This is a genomic window from Alkalimonas sp. NCh-2 (assembly GCF_039631345.1).
GTDB lineage: Bacteria > Pseudomonadota > Gammaproteobacteria > Enterobacterales > Alteromonadaceae > Alkalimonas > Alkalimonas mucilaginosa.
In genome coordinates, this window is sequence record NZ_JBDIUV010000002.1 from 774,459 (window position 1) to 791,841 (window position 17,383).

At 45.7% G+C, this 17,383-nt stretch carries 14 protein-coding genes; all 14 read left to right on the forward strand.

The window, feature by feature from the left end:
- The first annotated feature begins 1 nt into the window (after window position 1).
- The 14 genes from ABC502_RS08950 to ABC502_RS09015 all read left to right on the forward strand — a co-directional run bounded on the left by ABC502_RS08950 (window position 2) and on the right by ABC502_RS09015 (window position 17,308).
- The gene (locus ABC502_RS08950) at window positions 2-679 is read left to right on the forward strand and encodes a hypothetical protein (protein ID WP_330089073.1); all 678 of its coding nucleotides are present in this window, start codon (window positions 2-4) and stop codon (window positions 677-679) included.
- Entirely contained in the window at window positions 679-867 is a 189-nt protein-coding gene (locus ABC502_RS08955) for a hypothetical protein (protein WP_345915627.1), read from the forward strand. Before ABC502_RS08950 ends, ABC502_RS08955 begins: the two co-directional genes overlap by 1 nt.
- A gap of 9 nt (window positions 868-876) precedes the next feature.
- A complete protein-coding gene (cpaB, locus tag ABC502_RS08960; protein ID WP_345915628.1) occupies window positions 877-1,764 on the forward strand; it encodes a Flp pilus assembly protein CpaB in 888 nt (295 codons plus the stop codon).
- Window positions 1,765-1,776: 12 nt separating this feature from the next.
- On the forward strand, window positions 1,777-3,087 hold the full coding sequence (locus ABC502_RS08965; RefSeq protein WP_345915629.1) for a pilus assembly protein N-terminal domain-containing protein: 1,311 nt from the start codon (window positions 1,777-1,779) through the stop codon (window positions 3,085-3,087).
- A gap of 9 nt (window positions 3,088-3,096) precedes the next feature.
- Window positions 3,097-4,821 carry an ATPase, T2SS/T4P/T4SS family gene (locus ABC502_RS08970; protein WP_345915630.1) on the forward strand — a complete coding sequence of 575 codons (1,725 nt, stop codon included), beginning with the start codon at window positions 3,097-3,099 and terminating at the stop codon, window positions 4,819-4,821.
- A complete protein-coding gene (locus ABC502_RS08975; RefSeq protein WP_330089078.1) occupies window positions 4,814-5,665 on the forward strand; it encodes a type II secretion system F family protein in 852 nt (283 codons plus the stop codon). Before ABC502_RS08970 ends, ABC502_RS08975 begins: the two co-directional genes overlap by 8 nt.
- A 9-nt stretch (window positions 5,666-5,674) precedes the next feature.
- On the forward strand, window positions 5,675-6,538 hold the full coding sequence (locus tag ABC502_RS08980) for a type II secretion system F family protein (protein ID WP_330089079.1): 864 nt from the start codon (window positions 5,675-5,677) through the stop codon (window positions 6,536-6,538).
- Between the two features lies 1 nt (window position 6,539).
- Window positions 6,540-6,884, forward strand: a complete 345-nt coding sequence (locus ABC502_RS08985; protein ID WP_330089080.1) for a DUF192 domain-containing protein — start codon at window positions 6,540-6,542, stop codon at window positions 6,882-6,884.
- Window positions 6,872-7,336 (forward strand): tetratricopeptide repeat protein, encoded by a 465-nt coding sequence (locus tag ABC502_RS08990; protein WP_330089081.1) that lies wholly within the window; start codon window positions 6,872-6,874, stop codon window positions 7,334-7,336. The genes ABC502_RS08985 and ABC502_RS08990 overlap by 13 nt, the downstream gene beginning before the upstream one ends.
- 2 nt (window positions 7,337-7,338) lie before the next feature.
- Window positions 7,339-8,013, forward strand: coding sequence for a TadE/TadG family type IV pilus assembly protein (locus ABC502_RS08995; protein ID WP_330089082.1), 675 nt, complete (start codon window positions 7,339-7,341; stop codon window positions 8,011-8,013).
- A 34-nt stretch (window positions 8,014-8,047) separates the two neighbouring features.
- A complete protein-coding gene (locus tag ABC502_RS09000) occupies window positions 8,048-12,265 on the forward strand; it encodes a hypothetical protein (protein ID WP_345915631.1) in 4,218 nt (1,405 codons plus the stop codon).
- The gene (locus tag ABC502_RS09005) at window positions 12,265-12,693 is read left to right on the forward strand and encodes a hypothetical protein (protein ID WP_345915632.1); all 429 of its coding nucleotides are present in this window, start codon (window positions 12,265-12,267) and stop codon (window positions 12,691-12,693) included. Before ABC502_RS09000 ends, ABC502_RS09005 begins: the two co-directional genes overlap by 1 nt.
- Before the next feature lie 115 nt (window positions 12,694-12,808).
- The gene (locus ABC502_RS09010) at window positions 12,809-16,789 is read left to right on the forward strand and encodes a hypothetical protein (RefSeq protein ID WP_345915633.1); all 3,981 of its coding nucleotides are present in this window, start codon (window positions 12,809-12,811) and stop codon (window positions 16,787-16,789) included.
- A 51-nt stretch (window positions 16,790-16,840) separates the two neighbouring features.
- Window positions 16,841-17,308, forward strand: a complete 468-nt coding sequence (locus ABC502_RS09015; RefSeq protein ID WP_345915634.1) for a hypothetical protein — start codon at window positions 16,841-16,843, stop codon at window positions 17,306-17,308.
- The last annotated feature ends 75 nt before the right edge of the window (window positions 17,309-17,383 follow it).

The following is a 17,383-nucleotide window of genomic DNA, read 5'->3' on the forward strand; positions in this document are numbered from 1 at the left end:
GATGTATCGTTACTGGTTGGTAGGCTGTGTTGTTCTTTTATTACTGCTGCAATCCGTTGCTTATGGGAAAACGCGCCCTGATTTTCCTGAAAATAGCTTTGTTGAAATCGTGGCCGAAAATATGTTGATTAATGGTTTGCCCACCACGGCCTGGACCTTGCAAACCGGATTATCGCAGCAGGAACTGGCAGCCTTTTACCGGCAGCAGTGGCAGGCCGGTAGTGACCATTTTGATGAACAGGAATTTGGCGGTGATGTGATCATTAACAGTGTGCACAAGCCATATGTATACACTGCCCGGATTCACAGCTCAACGTTCGCAGCGACTACAGCATTAATTGCTGTGAGTAGCCTGGAAACCAATGCGCGTCTTAGCCGCTCCCAGCTCTTGCCTGCTCTGGCAGGGAATACGGTGCTTTCTGTCACTGAGCATAACGAGCCAATTGGTTATGCCCGCACTCAGGTGTTGCATAGCCGGAATAGCCTTAGTTTTAACTACGACTTTTACCTACAGCACTTTCAACGCAGTGGCTGGAATGCAGAGTTTGCTGTGCTGGATCCAACCGAGGGCGTGGCTATCCTGCTATTAAACTCAGCAAGACAACAGATAAGCATGACATTTGATCAACAAGCTGAAGGGGTCATGATAGTGGCCAATGAAATTTGGGGGAAACGTTAATGAAGAAAAATAATGGACAGGCATCCGTAGAGTACCTGATTGTTACTGCTATGTTGGTACTTGCTTTGTTAACTCCTTTTGGCGATGAAAATCAGAATGTGTTGGAGCGAAGTACCACAGCGGTAACTGATTGGTACCAGGCCTTTGCATTTAGTAAATCTCAACCTGAATTACCAAGAACTTATTAAGTGAATATGATGTATAAACGTAAATTTGATTTCAATTGGGTTTTACTTGCGGTAGCCATTGTTTTGGCTGGTGTTGCTGCCTGGGCGACAAAAAACTACTTCGTTGTAAAGGAACACGAGCTGGTCGAGCGATTGTCCAGAAGCAATGTAGTTATGGCTGAGGTGGTGGTAGCTTCGCAGAATCTTGGAGTGGGTGATCTGGTCAGCCCGGCAAATATGACGGTTCGGCGCATAGAAGCCGATCTGGTACCGTTAGATGCAATACATCCGTCACAATTTCAGGCTGCAGATGGTTTGCATCTGCTGCAACCTATGGCTCCGGGGCGTCCGCTGCTAAGAAGCTATCTACCGGAGAGTAAGGCTGATCGCTTCTCTGATTTACTGGCTGAAGGGCGCAGAGCTGTTACTGTACGGATTGATGAGGTGAATTCCTCTGCTGGTATGCTGCAACCAAATGACAACATTGATTTATTCCTGCTTTTTAACGCCGGTGATCGCACATCCGCGCAAAGGCGCTTGGAGCTGGTATTGGAGGGGGCTGTTGTTCTGGCTACCGGTACCCGGACAACAGAGCATTTGCCCTATGAAACCTATGACTTCTTGGATCAGGTTGCTCGTTACAGCACAGTAACTCTGGATTTGTCGATTGAAGATGCGTTACGGGTGCGAATGGCTGAGGAGAAAGGGCGTTTTGTGACTTTACTGCGCAACAGCAAAGAAGAGCTCGCAGTGCAGCGACGCTCTTTGGATGAAGCCGAGCTATTTGCCAGTGCTTTGTCTGAGAGTGGGGCATCTCCGGTTCGTGAGGTTGAAATTATCATTGGTGGGAAAAAATCTGAAGTTCAGACGTATTTGCCTGAAGAACTTCAAAACTTTTTAAACACATTAGAAAACTAGAAGAAGAATGCTATGAAGTCTGTACAGCTTAGTTTGTTGTGGGTGTTGTTATGTTTAGCGTCTTTTTACGGTTATGCGCATTACAATCAACCATTTAAAATGTATGTTGGCTCTGTGGAGCTGTATGCGGCACCTGATGTCGAGCGCATTGTGATTGGTAATGGCTCGGTGCTTAGCGCTAAAGTTGTTGATGAAAAAGGAGTGTTATTATTTGGGGATTCGGTCGGTGAGTCCGATTTACAGCTATGGCTGAAAGATGGTCGCCTGATCAAATTAAGTGTTTATGTCACTGTCAATAACTCACTTCGTGGTGTTGCCCGGGTAAAGCATATGCTAAGTGCCTTTCCGCAATTGGCGATACAGGAATTAGAAGGCCTGATCATTGTTAGCGGCCATGCCCCGCTGGAAGCTCAGAGTCAAATTGAAGCTGCACTTGACGCCTCTGAAAGTGTTGTGAATATGATTAATTACACTCATTTTGGCCCGGGTTTAACACCTATGGTGCGGATGGATGTCAAGATCGTAGAATTCAGTAAGAGCAATATCAACAATATTGGCGTACGCTGGGAAAGTGGTATGGCAGGCCCTGCATTTGGTGCAGCCAAGTCTTTTTCCGCCAACCAGATTTTTCATGTCAGCTCTCCAGGTGAATATCTCGACGGTATCAACTCGGCCATCACCAACCGTATCGGTGTGCTAGATCATCGCAGCTGGACTTCTTTTGGAATTGTGACTGGTATCGGCTCACAAATTCAGTTGTTATCAGAAAAAGGTGATGCCCGCATGCTGGCACAGCCTAATTTGATGACTCGAAGTGGTCAGACTGCCAGCTTCCTGGCCGGTGGTGAATTCCCGATCAGTGTGGTATCGGCGTTGGGATCGCCGGCCGTTGAGTTTAAAGAATACGGAATACGTTTAGAAATTGAGCCAGTGGTGGATTCAGCAAACAACATTACCAGCAAAATTATGGCAGAAGTCAGTTCGCTGGATCCATCCGTCTCTATTGCTGGGGTCCCCGGCATGCTAACTCGTCGAACGGAGTCGGTTGTCAATGTGCACAATGGCGAGACCATCGTGATTTCTGGTTTAGTCAACTCTCAAATGTCAAAGGCGGTCTCTAAGTTCCCGTTGTTAGGGGATATTCCAATACTGGGTGAGTTGTTTAAATCGCGTGATTTTCGTGATGAAAAAACCGAGCTGATGATTTTTGTGACACCAACCATCGTTTTCCCTGAAGAGGCGAGCCATCAACGCAGTCTTGAGCGTGCCCGCGAAATGGTTGAGCAATCGCAGGATATGAAACTGTTTTCAATTCTGGATTAAAGGGATCACATGTTTAGTATTAATGTAGTTACAGCAAAAGGTACCGACGTTGGTCAGTTTGAGTGCATTCAGAACCGTTGCACCATTGGTAAAGATGGTGACAACCTGGTTGTACTGCGTGGCTTTAAGGTTGCAAAGCTGCATGCTGTTCTGGAAAAAAGACCGGATGGCTTATTTTTAACCGATCGAGATAGCTTTAGTGGTACCAGAGTCAATGGTTCCAAGGTGTCGGAGTATGGCCCGGTGATGGCCAGCGACAGAATTCAGATTGGTGATTATCTGTTAACGGTAAAAAGTAATGGTGATGGCCGCAGTATTGCCGCTGCTTCATCTTCACCTGCACTTGCTACTACTCATGCAGCAGCGCCAGCCGAGCCGGTAAAGGCACCAGAAAAGGATGTATCGGCAGAAAGTGTTGAAGGGCCAAAGCTTTCTGCAGAAGACAAAGAGCGTATTCGATTACAAAATGAATGGCGCCGACGTTTGCATATTGATTTATTAAAACAAATGGATCTACGCCGGCTGAATGTCAATGACATGTCGGACGATCAATTGCGAGAGCAAAGCAAGGCACTATTGGAGCAGATAGTCAGTCAACTCAGGTTGCCTGCCGAAATTAATACCGCCGATTTAGTCCGGGAGGTTCTGGACGAGACGGTTGGCCTGGGGCCTTTAGAATCATTGCTATCCGATCCTGATGTCTCTGAAATTATGGTAAACAGCCATGATCAGATTTTTTATGAAAAAGCAGGGCGTTTGTTTCTGTCGGATGTGGTTTTTTCGGACGATCAGGCCGTGCTTGGTGCCATTGAACGAATTGTTACACCAATTGGTCGCCGGATAGACGAAAGTTCGCCAATGGTGGATGCCCGTTTAAGAGACGGCTCCCGGGTTAATGCCGTGATCCCTCCGCTTGCGTTAAAAGGTCCCTGCATCACTATCCGGAAGTTTATGCAAAATCGGCTTGAGGTTGACGATCTTATCCGGTTTGGTGCCATGAATAGCGCGATGGCTGAGTTTTTGTCGGTTGCCGTTATCCAAAAGCGTAATATTGTTATTTCTGGTGGTACCGGTTCTGGTAAGACAACCTTGTTGAATGTGTTGTCAGGCTTTATTCCCAAAGGGGAGCGCATTATTACGGTCGAAGATGCCGCAGAGTTAAAATTGACCCAGCCAAATCTGGTGTCGCTCGAAGCGCGCCCAGCAAACCAGGAAGGAAAAGGGGCTGTTGAAATCCGCGATTTAGTAAAAAACTGTTTGCGGATGCGGCCGGATCGCGTTGTGGTTGGTGAGTGTCGTGGCGGGGAAGCCCTGGATATGCTGCAAGCGATGAACACCGGCCATGATGGCTCTTTAACCACAGCGCATGCCAACTCACCCAGAGACTGTATTTCCCGTCTGGAAGTGATGGTCATGATGGCTGGTATGGATTTGCCGATTATGGCGATTCGGGAGCAAATTGCTTCTGCAGTACAGCTGATTGTGCAGCAATCGCGCTTTTCTGATGGTTCACGTCGCATTACCTCTATTTCTGAAGTGACTGGTATGGAAGGGAGTATTGTTCAGCTTAATGAAATCTTTAAATACCAGCAAACCGGTTTTGATGAAGATGGCAAAGTGCTTGGGTATTTCACCGCTACAGGAGCTATCCCTGAGTTTTATGAGCAGCTGAAGCAACGAGGTATTAGCAGTCGGCTGGATATATTTACCAAGGAGCAGCACAAAGATGATTGATGCCGGTCTGGTCGCTCTGTTGGTGTTCGTAGCCGTTTTACTGCTGGTATTTGCGGTAAAAAGTCTTGGTTCCAGTTTGGCACAGCGTTATCAGGACACCTTTATGTCTTCGGCGCGCGCCAACTTGTTCGATATGTTTTTGTTTATCGAACCAAGACAACTGTTTTGGATCAACATAGCCACTTTAGTGCTGGTGCCCTTATTTGCCAGGATACTTTTTGGTAGCTGGGTACTAGGTATCTTGCTGAGTATCGTTCTGGCAGTATTACCCCGTTTTGCCTACAAATATCTGCATACCAAACGTCGCCGTAAGTTTGTCCACCAATTGCCGGATGCTTTAAATATGGTTGCTGTCTCTATGCAGTCTGGTACCAGCATTAGCGCGGCAATAGAGTTTATGGTGGAAGAGTCTTCCGCACCAATCAGCCAGGAGTTCAGTCTGTTTTTACGTGAGCAACGACTAGGGGTTGATTTCAACAATGCACTCGACCATATGCTGACACGGATGCCGGAGGCTGAGTTTCAATTGGTGGTCGCCGGCATGCAAATATCCCGGGATGTCGGTGGTAATTTGGCTGAGGTGCTATTGCGCTTGTCGGATACGCTACGGCGTAAAATAGAGATGGAAGGCAAAATTGATGCACTGACATCGCAAGGAAAGCTGCAAGGCATTGTAATGACTTTACTTCCGGTATTTATAGGCCTGGTATTGTTGCATATGGAGCCAGAGTCGATGGGAAGAATTTTCACTGAACCACTTGGCTGGGCATCTATCGCGTTGATTGTTCTGATGCTCACCTGTGGATACATGGCAATCCGTAAAATTGTCAGTATAGATGTATAGGGGCTCGACATGGATCTGATTATTATTTCCTTTTTTGCCGGTGCAATTTTTTTGGGCATTATCAGCCTGACGCAAATTTACCGCAAAGTGCCGAAAGAAAACCGGGACTACATGGATCCTTTAACGCCTGGCTTGAAGTTAATTTGGCCTTTGGTACGTGTCGTTGCTTTTTATGTTAGTGAAAACTTGAATGTGGACTACCTGGAGCGATTGACCCGCAAGCTGCGTTTATCTGGCCTGGCTTATATTCTCACGGCTGAGCAATATTTTGCTGTGCGGTTATTAAGTGCAACTTTCTTTTTATTAGTTGGTTGGTTTTGCGGTGCCTTACTAGGTGGCGTTAATTTTTTATATCTTTTTTTGCTGACGGTATTTGGCTATTTCTTACCGATGATTACCTTAAACGATATTCGTAACAAGCGGCAGCAGCAAATTGTCAGGGCATTGCCGGTGTATCTGGACTTTCTTACCATGTCGGTTGAGGCTGGCCTGAACATGGCGGGAGCTATTACACAAGCAGTAGAGCGCGGCCCTAAAGGGCCTTTACAAATTGAGTTTGAAAAAGTAATTCGGGATATGCGTGCGGGCATGTCACGGGTACAGGCATTTCGTGCTTTGGCTGATAGACTGCAAATTACCGAAGTAAATAGTTTAGTCAGTGCTTTGGCCCAGGCTGAAAAAACGGGCGCCAGTTTAGGTTCAACATTAAGGATCCAGGCGGATCAGCGTCGGGTAGAGCGCTTCCAGCGCGCAGAAAAAAAAGCGTTGGAAGCACCAGTGAAGCTGGTTTTTCCACTCATCGTCTTTATTTTCCCGGTTACTTTTATGATTCTGGCATTTCCTATTGCCATGAAGTTTATGTACGAGCTCTAGCATGAGAACAGCCAAAGCTGAGTTGGCATCCAACAAAGCGACACTGCAGCTATTTATGGCCGATAACTGGTGGCTTCGTTTGCGTGGCCTGCTGGGGAGACCTGCGCTTACCAGCCAGCAGGCAATGTTAATTGCACCCTGTCATTCGGTGCACACTCTTGGTATGCGTTATTCAATCGATGTGGTGTATCTGAATAAAGATTACCAGGTTTTGAAAGTGGTGGAGAACTTGCACCCAGGTCGCTTCAGTGCCTGCAAAGGTGCGCGCTATACCATAGAGCTTAGTGCTGGAGCTGTGCAGCGCTATCAGATTTACCCCGGAGAAACAATTAAATGGTCCATCTAAGTCGTATGTGTACCCTAGTTGCTTTGCTGGTTGCTTTGGCTGGTTGTGCCAGTGCACCAGAGCCCCAGGGCAACTCCGAAATACTTAATCTGCAAGCTGAAGCCGAATATGCATACCAGCTGGCTTTATTGGATCAGGCAGAGACCCTGTATCTGGAAATACTGCGCTCGATACCAAACTATGCCCCAGCCTGGTTTCGGCTTGGGAACATCTACAGCCGTACCGGTCGACTTGATGCCGCTATCCTGGCCTTTGAGCGCTGTGTCGAGTTGGAGCCAGAGAATCAAAAAGCTCTATACAACATGGCGTTGGTGCGTTTGAAGCAGTCGCACCAGATTATTAGTTTGGCAAGGCGCCAAAATGGTGTGGACCCGCAAGTACAGCGTCAGATAGATGGTCTTTATCAGGCTTTACTTCGGTTACAGCAACATACCCCGACGGATTCCAACTAGTTATGATAAAGCTGCAGCGTGGCCAAAGCATGGTTGAGTTTAATCTGGCTCTGCCTTTTATGGTGCCCCTTGTGTTGCTTGGGGTGATGCTGGTGGTGCAGTGGGGCTTTATCTTTATCACTAAGAGTACTCTGGATGCGGCCACTGTCCAGGCGGTACGCACAGGGGCACTGCACCATGGCGGTATGCCACAAATGCAGGAATCACTGGCCCATGCGATGCGTCCTTTATACAGTCGAAACACCACTGCTACGGATGCTGCTAGTTCGTTAGCCCGGTCAATGGCGGATACTGCATTGTTAAGTCAAATTAGGGTCTTGAATCCGAACACTGAGGTATTCGATGCCTTTAAACACCGGGTTATTTACGATGGTGCACAGGTTTTTGAAATCCCAAACAACAACTTGATGTATCGCAGCCCGCAGTTAAAGAGCTTGGGCGATGGCAGAGCGATGAATCTGCAAGATGCGAACTTATTGCATATCGAAGTTCGTTGGTGTGCCAGATTAATAGTGCCAATTGCTAACCATATTATGAGAGGTATTTTAACAACCTTTCAGCTGAACCCATCACCAGAACAACTGGCATGCAATGCCATTGGCCAGGCAGATGGCAATGTCTATCTGGCTGTGGTTTCGGAAGCAACCATGCGAATGCAAACCCCTTTTAGAATGTAATTTTATGATTGAATATCACTACAGGGATCTAAGCGTGAAGTTTAAATATCTAAGCCTGGCAATTTTGGTAACTGCTTTTGTTGGTCTCACAGCCTGTAATAGTGAGCTCGAAAGTAACGACTCAACGCCTACTAACCCTGTAAGCCCGGTTAATCCAGTGCCACCACCAAGCGAACCAGATGAGCCGGATGAAGAGCCCGATACATGGGTAGGTACCTGGGAAAATAAAGATGAAGATGGTGATGGCGTTCCGGATATTTATGATGATTTCCCTTTCGACCCAGACAGATCGGCATTGGTGACTTTTGTAGAGGAAGAGTTTAACAACAATATCGCACAAGCCAATTTTGTTGGCACCTTACCTGTCCGTATAGCTGGTGCTATTGATACTGAGTTGGATATTGACACTTTCAGATTTGAAATAACTGCCGACGATATTGCAGAAAACAAGCGCTTTACGTTTATTATTTTCAGGGACTCTGTGCGATTTATGCCTCGTTTGACTTTGCTGACGAATGGCGGCCAGGTTATCCAGACGGTACCTACTTTAATGACTCCTGTTGGTAGGGTAGCGGAAACATTATCTTTTAAACCTGATGCGCCTGGGCATTACAATATCAGTGTTGCTGACAAATATAATAACTTTTCTGCTGACTTCAGTTATACACTCGAAGCCTTTGTTGACAACGACATGGATGGTGTTGATGACATCAAAGAGTTAGCTTTAGGCATGGACCCCACAAATCCTGATATGGACGGTGATGGTATTGTGGATGGTAATGAATACTGGGTTTTTATCAATGGTGTTTTGAACCATGATGTAGACTCAGACGGAGTTCCAAATTGGTTGGATCTGGATAGCGACGGCGATGGTATTGCCGATGCTATTGAGGGGCTGCTTGATATGGATGGTGATGGGCTCCCTAACTTTGTTGATCTAGATAGTGATGGTGATGGAGTGCCCGATAGTCAGCACCTGGCTGCCGGCACTCATTTGCTTGATACCAGTGGTAATGGCATCCCAGATTATGCTGATATTGATGATGATGGTGATGGTTTACTGGATATCTATGACAGTGAACCACTTAGCGTATTATTAACTCATGACGAGGGAGCTCCAAATGCTGTACGCTTTGATAGAGTTTACAAGACTCTAGAAAATGGTATTGAGCTAGCTTTTAGTGTTTCGCCCGCTACTGCAGCGCGCGTTGAAGGGCAAGGTTTTGTTCCGGACAACACCGTGTTAGTACTAAGAAAAGCGGGCGATATCTTATCTGAAAACCTGATCAATATTCCATTGAACGTCCTTTCAGAAAATACGGCTGAGTTTACTGTGCCTGATTATATCCATATCCCAGTGGGCGGCACAAAGTTACTGGCATTTATTGTAGTCGACGGAAAAGCTACGCGAACCATTGAGTTAAATCTTCTTGATCGTAAAGCACCTGAGCTATTTGAGCTGGACAGAACGAGCATTTTAAGTGGCGAAACAGTCTATGTCACCGGTCGGAACATAAGCAGTACTACTTATATTGTATTTAGTAATAGTCGAGTTCGCCTTAACCGCTTGAGTTCATCCGAGGCTTCTTTTGTTGCGCCAAGTGATGTTGCTTCTGGTGCCATTTACCTGGCGAACGAATTTGGTCAGAGTAACGAGCTCCAGATAGCCGCGCGGCGTAGCTTGGATGTATCGGTTGCGCTGCCGCCAGCATTACAGGCTGTTTTTGCTGATGATGTTTTACTGTTGGTCAGTGATGCATCTGATGAAGAAATTCCTTTAAGCCCAACACAGCTCGATGCAAGTGTCACATTGCAGGTTAAAGCCGGTCAGTTAGGAGCAGTTTCAGTGTACTGGTGGTCCGGTGCGGAACTTATCGAGATATTGTCTGGTATTTACGATGAGCAAAACAGTGAATTGACTCTGGATCTTGAAACCACGGCCGAAACGGTTGTGTTGCATGGCTTGTTTCAGTCGTTGTCTTTAGTGAAAGGAAACGAGTTACGAGCTGCGCTCGCCGCGCTTGAAGAGTATACAGATTTTAAAGAATATTTTTCTACTGGCGTCTTGAACGACCCAAGTTTTTCGTCTTTTTCTAATGTGGCGTTACGACAGCAGGTTTTTCAGTTACAACAACAGTTAGAACAGGCTTTAACACAAAGTATCAATGCTTTTGCGTCGTCTAAATCTCAATTGAGCCGGCAGCAACTGGGCCGTTTGCAACAAATGAAAGTTGAGCGTGTGAGAGTAGCCGCAGATCCTGATAGTCAGCGTCCAATCATCACTCCCGGTGATTCACAAGATCGCATCAACCTTGAACCTACCAGAAGCGGCATAATGGGTTTATTCCGATATGACGGCTATACCGAACTAAAAAATAGTACACAGATGTATTTGAGTACAGCTGTGTATGATATTGAATATGATAATGCTATTGAGCGCATCAGCAGCTCTCCGGCGGTTGGTTTTGAGCCTAATATTGAAGGTCAACAAAAGGTTTATCGCCATATCAACTCTTATGTCGATCGAGACATGAATTCACCAGTATCTTTTGCTGCATTTTCATTTCCTATCTGGTCGTCCGATAAGCTGCTAAAGGTCTGCCCATATAGCGATTGCTTAGTCGAAGTAATAACTCCCGGCAACAAAGGCCTTGAGTTGACGGACAGCGAAAAGATAGCTGTGCGGAAAAAGCTTTTTATCCGAAATTTGATTGACCGGGCAATCTGGCCAACCATTCAATTGACCCATGATGCACTGACTGGTGGTTTAGGGCCTACTCAAGGAGGCTTTTCGCCGCGGGGTTATATTAAAGACCGAAATGGTTTTGAAACAGGGATGCATATTACAGACTTAGTAATTTCTGCATTACCACCTCTGTTTAATGCGATAGAAGTGGCTTTCGAAGATGGGTATGTATCGGAAGCTGAAATGACAGATATTATGCAAGAGCTGGAAAACATTCTGGAAAATGAACGGCAAGGCATTTTAACATTAAATCCAGGACCCTTAGTGCGTGCGATTTACGCAGCCATGGGATTTGATATTGCAGGATATTTGCGTGCAGTAGGTATTGCTGTAGTTCAGCGTGTTGCCAGCTCGTTTGTGCCTGGGCTGAATGTCATTCTGAACAGCATTCAGGTGTTAGAAGCAATTAGCCGGGGGGCTAATATCGGTCGTTCCTGGTATGAATTGTGGCATCTGGAACAGTACTATCATTTTAAAGTCACCTGGGGTTTGCGTTTGCTTGAAATGACGCCACCAGTTGTAGAAATATCAAATCATACGGTTAGTCTTGAGTTTAAAGGAACTGGCTTATGCCCTATTAAAGGAGTCTTCCGTGATACTTATCCTACTGTCGTCCTAACCGACATTGTTCACGGGGCCCGTTACGAACATGAAATGAATAATCGTGGCGAGCTTTTCAGGCATTACTCATACAATGCAGCCTGCAATGAAGCATCCGTTTATATTCCAGGACAGTTTTGGTTGAGTTTACAGCCTGACTCCAGGGTTTCGGTTGATTTAATTTTTGGCTCTCATCAAAGTGCTAACTCTGTGGAGCATGATACTTCTCCTAATTACATCACTGTTGGTCAGGGCTTAAGTATTGATAACGTGACTCCTGATCCTGTGTTTACAGGCCAAGAGTTGGTGCTAAATGGCAATGGTTTTTCTGCAATTCCCTCGGATAACAATGTAACTTTTGTTGCAGAAAATGGTGGTAGGGTCAGCGCTTTGGTAAGGCGTGCTACCTCGCAGCAATTGACGGTCATTGTTCCGGATAATGCAGCCAGCGGCATATTGAGACTGGAGGTCGATGGCTCTTTAGCTGAGTTTGATGTGGAAGTTGCCCGGGTTGAGATCACCATAAGCTATGGTGACAATGGTAACCTGCTCGATGATAGTTTCCAGGTTGTTTTAGATGGCCGGGTTGTCAGTGAGTCTGATACCAGCAGGCGTAACCATAGGGTTACTGTGCCGACTGAGCCAGGCCAACGAGAACTAAGTCTTATTGGAATCACGGTTCCTGATAACCGTGCCACTTACTACATTTGTTTGTCGTCGAATGTTGAGGTTGTTCGAGGGGAGCCATCAGCCAGTGTTGATTTTGATGAAGGTGATCAGTTTAGCACGCACCTGCTGATTCATGTGAAAGCAGAGCCAAATCAAGGGGTGTTAAATTGCGAGTTTTTCGATAGCAACACCGGGCAGTCTATTGAGTTATGGCAAGACAAAGTGGGGTATAAATAATGTCAGGTTTATATAGAAAAATTGTGTGTTTGTTCTTGTTTAGTAGCTCATTGGCAATGGCATCCGAACCCAACTTCCAATTTCATGCACAGGATAACAGCCAGGAGATATTTGTAGAAAAATGCAAAGTGTGGTTGTTGGCATTGGAACAAAATGACAGGGAGCAATTACTCGGTTTTTTTGATCCCCAAGTAGTAAAACAGCACTCTCAAGCATTGGAAGCTTTGCTCGATGACATGGTAAGTCGGCAGCAGCGAATTACTTCAACAGCTGGCTTGGTCTCCCGGCAAGTAGCGTTATCGAAGCCTGGTGTAACAGCAGAGCATATCGCAAATGTGAATGTCGATTATACCTTTGAAAATGGCCATATAGGCATCAGCTGTGGCTTTGAGCGCAAGGATTCTGGAAACTGGCAGTTGATTCCTTAAGGTGCTGAAGCAAAAGGGAGTGCTTACCATTCCAAACGAATGTTTAAGTATTCGAACAGATGCACGATTGACCCAGAATGTAATTTAGTTTGTAAATCATGGCAGGGATTTAAACATGAAACTTAAACCGTTCAGCATGGCTTTACTGTTAACAGCAGTGTTATCAATGACAGCCTGTAACAGCGAGTTAAACGAGAACGATGTGGGTACTCCAAATCCTGGCAACCCAAATCCGGTCAACCCCGGCGAGCCAGCTGATCCAGAGATCATTCTTGGTACCTGGCTGAATAAAGATGAGGATGGTGATGGCGTACCGGATTGCATGGATGATTTTCCATTTGACCCTACCCGTAGTCGTTATCCGGAGTATGCCGATACAGAACCCAATGATAACCCGGCTTTGGCGGTTAATACCAACCATCAGTTAAGTCTGGCAAATCCGGGTTTTAGGATCTCCGGGGCTATCTCATCAGATTCGGACAATGCTGATATGTTCCGTTTTGCCGCCAGGCAAGGGCAATCGGTTACAGCGGTACTTCGGAAAACTGATCTGGATTCAGCCTTTGAGCCTTTGCTGAGCTTTGCCGGCTTAGATGGTAATGCCTTGAACTTCGTTCCCCTTAGCCGAGGCGCTCCGGCGCATTATGGGATTGTGGTGATTAATTACGTTGTTCGCGAAGATCGGGAGTTGTTTTTGCTTATTGCCGATCAAAACTCTAAGGGTGGCCCGGACTTTGGCTATAGCGTGAAGGTATTTCTGGACTCTAATTCCAATGGTGTGGATGACCAGCAAATGCGGGCCATGGGGGTAGAGCCCAGTGTGCAAAGCTCCAGTGGCGACGGCATTCTGGATTTGTGGAAAGTCGCTTTTGCTACCACCTGTGATGAACTGGACTTCGATGGTGATGGCATTCCAAATATTCTGGATACCGACAGCAATGGCGATGGTATTCCTGATCGGATCAAAGGCATTGGCGATGCTGATGGCGATGGGGTGCCTAACTTCCTGGACTTTGACAGTGATGGCAATGGTATACCAGATAGCATTGAGGTTGGGCCGGACCCGCTGCGACCAGTGGATACCAACCGCAATGGTATTCCGGACTTTTTAGATCTGGACGATGATGGCGATGGTTTGCTGGATACCTGGGATAATGATCGCCTTACCCCTATTGCGGAAGCTCCTTTTAGTGGGCCAGATGCCAGGTTTATTCTTAGCTTATCCGGTTTTTACGATCGTGGAGTGGCTCCATTTCATTATCGTGCTGGCGATATGGTCAAGATCACTGGACGGGGGTTACAAGGTGCTCAAAATGATATCATTATTGCTTTAGCCGGAGGCGGAACTCCTATCAACCTGCGGCCAGAGCTGATTCTGAATGATGGCTTGCTGTTCAGAATGCCAGAAGTTGAGCATTCGCATCTGTTTGTGGTGATTGATAATAAAAGAACAGAGCATTATAGCTTGAACATTCAGCCGGCCGATTCACCAGTGATTGTCGGCAGTACTTTCCGTACCCTGGTAGCAGGCGAAGAGCTGACTATTTATGGTGCTGGTTTTACAACAGGTTCTGAAGTTATTTTTGATGGTAAAGCTTACCCGGTTGTTAGTGTACGCCCAGATATGATTCGTGTTCGGGTACCCCAGGATCTTGATGCCGGTGAATTTCATGTTGCCGGGCCAAATGGCGTCAGCAATAAAATCAGTTACGATATCAACAGCACGGTGAGTGTATCGGCGACAGCAGAGTTTGGCGGAGAACTTTATATCGGCAGTGGTGTTCGAACCGATACATTACAACCATTCAGCCAACATATGGTAGTGCCTTTATCTTCTGCGCAAAATAAATCGTTGCATTTGTATCAGTATGATAGCAATGGAGAGCTGCAGCAGTTGGCTTCAGCTATTCGATTTGCTGGTCAGCAGAGCGTTGAGATTTCGACAGAAACAACTCAGGTGTACCAGGATTTGATCCAGCAGGGGTTGTTTAGTATTAGCTACGAACAATGGCAAGAGTTATCTTCCAACCCGCAGGCTGCAGTATCTTATGCTGATTACTCCAAAGCTGCAGCAGTTGACTACTCAGCTGTAAGTAAACAAATATATCAGATTTTGCAGCAGTCTGGTCAGGTTTCTATACAGGCAGAAGAAGCAAACAACACGGCTGAGCCAATTGTTATTGACTATCTGGATGGTTACTTCACTATGACGATGCAAGCCTTGAAGAATTGGCAGATGGCAGGCTATTCAAACATATCGCACAATTGTAAGAGTGGTGGTTTTTGGGGGCTTTTAAGCTATAACGGCTGCGCTGAGTTGCAAAATAGAACTCAATTATATCTAAGCGCTCGCATTTATCCTCTTGATGCAAAGGGAGAGCTAGATCTGTCATTGGACGGGCTTAATAATCCAATACGTAACCATATCACGAGATCGTATCATAAAGACATCATTGGTCCTGTAGCGTCAACCTTCCTCGGTATCCCGGTCTGGTCTAATGATACGTTGTTTGATCCAACCCAGTGTATCTATAGAAATTGCCTTTATCAGATCATTACGCCCGGTGTAAGAAATGTTGATATTGGAATAAGTCCATATAATCCACATGGTTCAGAAGACTACAATAAGCAAGCCAGAGATGCAAAAAAACACTTAGCAATTCGTGCGATTGTGGATGGAATTGTTATTCGTAAGTTTATGCTGATTTTTGACCAAATGGGTATTAAAGCCTATGACCAAGCCATAATGACTATTATGTCGAAGCTCATCGTTGAATCCATCACGCATTTGGATGAAATTGCTGAAAAAATAGTTGGTGATGAGAATATAACGCTTGATGATATATATCGTTCTATACATACCTTAGGTGGAATTGTATGGGATATGGAGGTGCAGCCTTTGTTATCTCCAACCCCTTCAATAGGCCCAATAACACGGGATATACTTGAGCTTCATGATATAGAAATTGAAGATGCAATGACTAAATTAGTCACTAATCATGCACAGAAAATTGTACCTGTTTGGGGGCAAATAAAAACAGCTTATGAAGCTGCAAAAGTAATTGATGCTGTCGCTTCAATTGGTATAGTTATTTACGAGTTTGCTCAAGTTCCACCAAAAGTCGACTTTACCATAACGTGGGGTTTGCAAATTGCTGATGTACGTCCAGGTGTAGTGTCAAGAGAGCAGGGCGATGTACAAATTACTGTGTATGGTTCTGGTTTTCCTCGCGTTTCTCGCTTTTGGGGAAGTGATTTAATTCCCCACATTAAATTTGTGGATTCAGCCAACCCTGGACATAATGTCATTTTCAATACTATAGATAAAATAAGCGTGAACTTTGAAGGCACTCAAGCGGTTGTGACTTTACCTGGCAGCTTTATTGAAAGTACCGAAGGTACCATCGAAGTCTATCTGAGTTACGATGGTGAAGAGGTAAGATCAGCGAAGGATATAGTAGTTGCTGATGGGGTTGTTATCAGTGACATTACTCCTGAGGAAGGTAAGCCTGGCGATGTGATTTTGCTTGAAGGCATCGGCTTTGCTGCAAAGGCGTCCGATAATATTGTCACTTTTGCCGGTGCTCATGGCGAGCGAATTAGCGCCGGCGTACTAAGTGCTTCAGCGCAAAGCCTGGAGGTAATTGTACCTAACGGAGTTCGTACAGGTGATGTGATGGTGGAGGTATATGGAGAGCTCAGTAATGCGGTAAACTTTACGGTGCCTTATCTGGTGTATATCACTTATGGTGATAATGGCAACTTGCTGGATGATGTGTTCCAGTTACGATTAAATGGCCAGATTATCCGTAATGACCCATCACCACAGCGAAAGATAGGCCCTATTGAAGTAGCGTTAACTGCTGGTCAGCATATTGTGCAGTTGGTGGGTGTTGAAGCTGACGATGGTGTTGGTACCTACTACATTGATTTTGGCGGAGATGTTGTTTCAGTGAGTGGTGATGAGCTGGAAGGGCGTGATCTGTTGCCAACAGATATTAAAACCTACTACATCGAGGTTGGTCCTGCTGGTGAGCCTGATCAAAACCAGGTGCAATGGTATCTTGAGAACCTTCAGTCTGAGACCATGCATTAATTTCAACCACCCACAGCAGTAATCTGCTGTGGGTTGCATTCCGGGAGCACTATGAAACAATTTGTATACGCAGCCATGTTACTGACCGCCATACCAGCATTGGCAGAGGAGCAGGCAAGATTGGTTGAGATGTGTGAAGTTAGTTGGGCAGCTTACAACAACCAGGATATTAACTTACTTCGCTCTTTCTATCAGCAACATCTTGAGCAGAGAGCACCAACAGACTGGTCAGAAGAACAAAAAACTGCCGCGCTGGAGCAATGGTTGGGAGACTTTACAAAAAGGCATCAGCGGAATTGGGCAAGTTATGGTCATATGAGCTATGAGCTTAGCGAGGTGCGTATTTTTGAAAAAGCTGATGTTCCAGATTATGTGAGCATGTACAATACGAAGCGTTATGCTGTTTTAAGTTATGTAAGTCACAGTACTGAAACTCCAACAAAAGTAATTCATACAGGTTGTTCATTTTTCGACTTTGATGGTCTTGGTAATTGGTTGTTTAACGAACCAGTTATGTAAAAAAGAAGAATGATAAAGCTTGTTCCAAGGTATCAATCGCGCTGTTGCGGCATTAAGGTTTCTTTGCCGTTATCA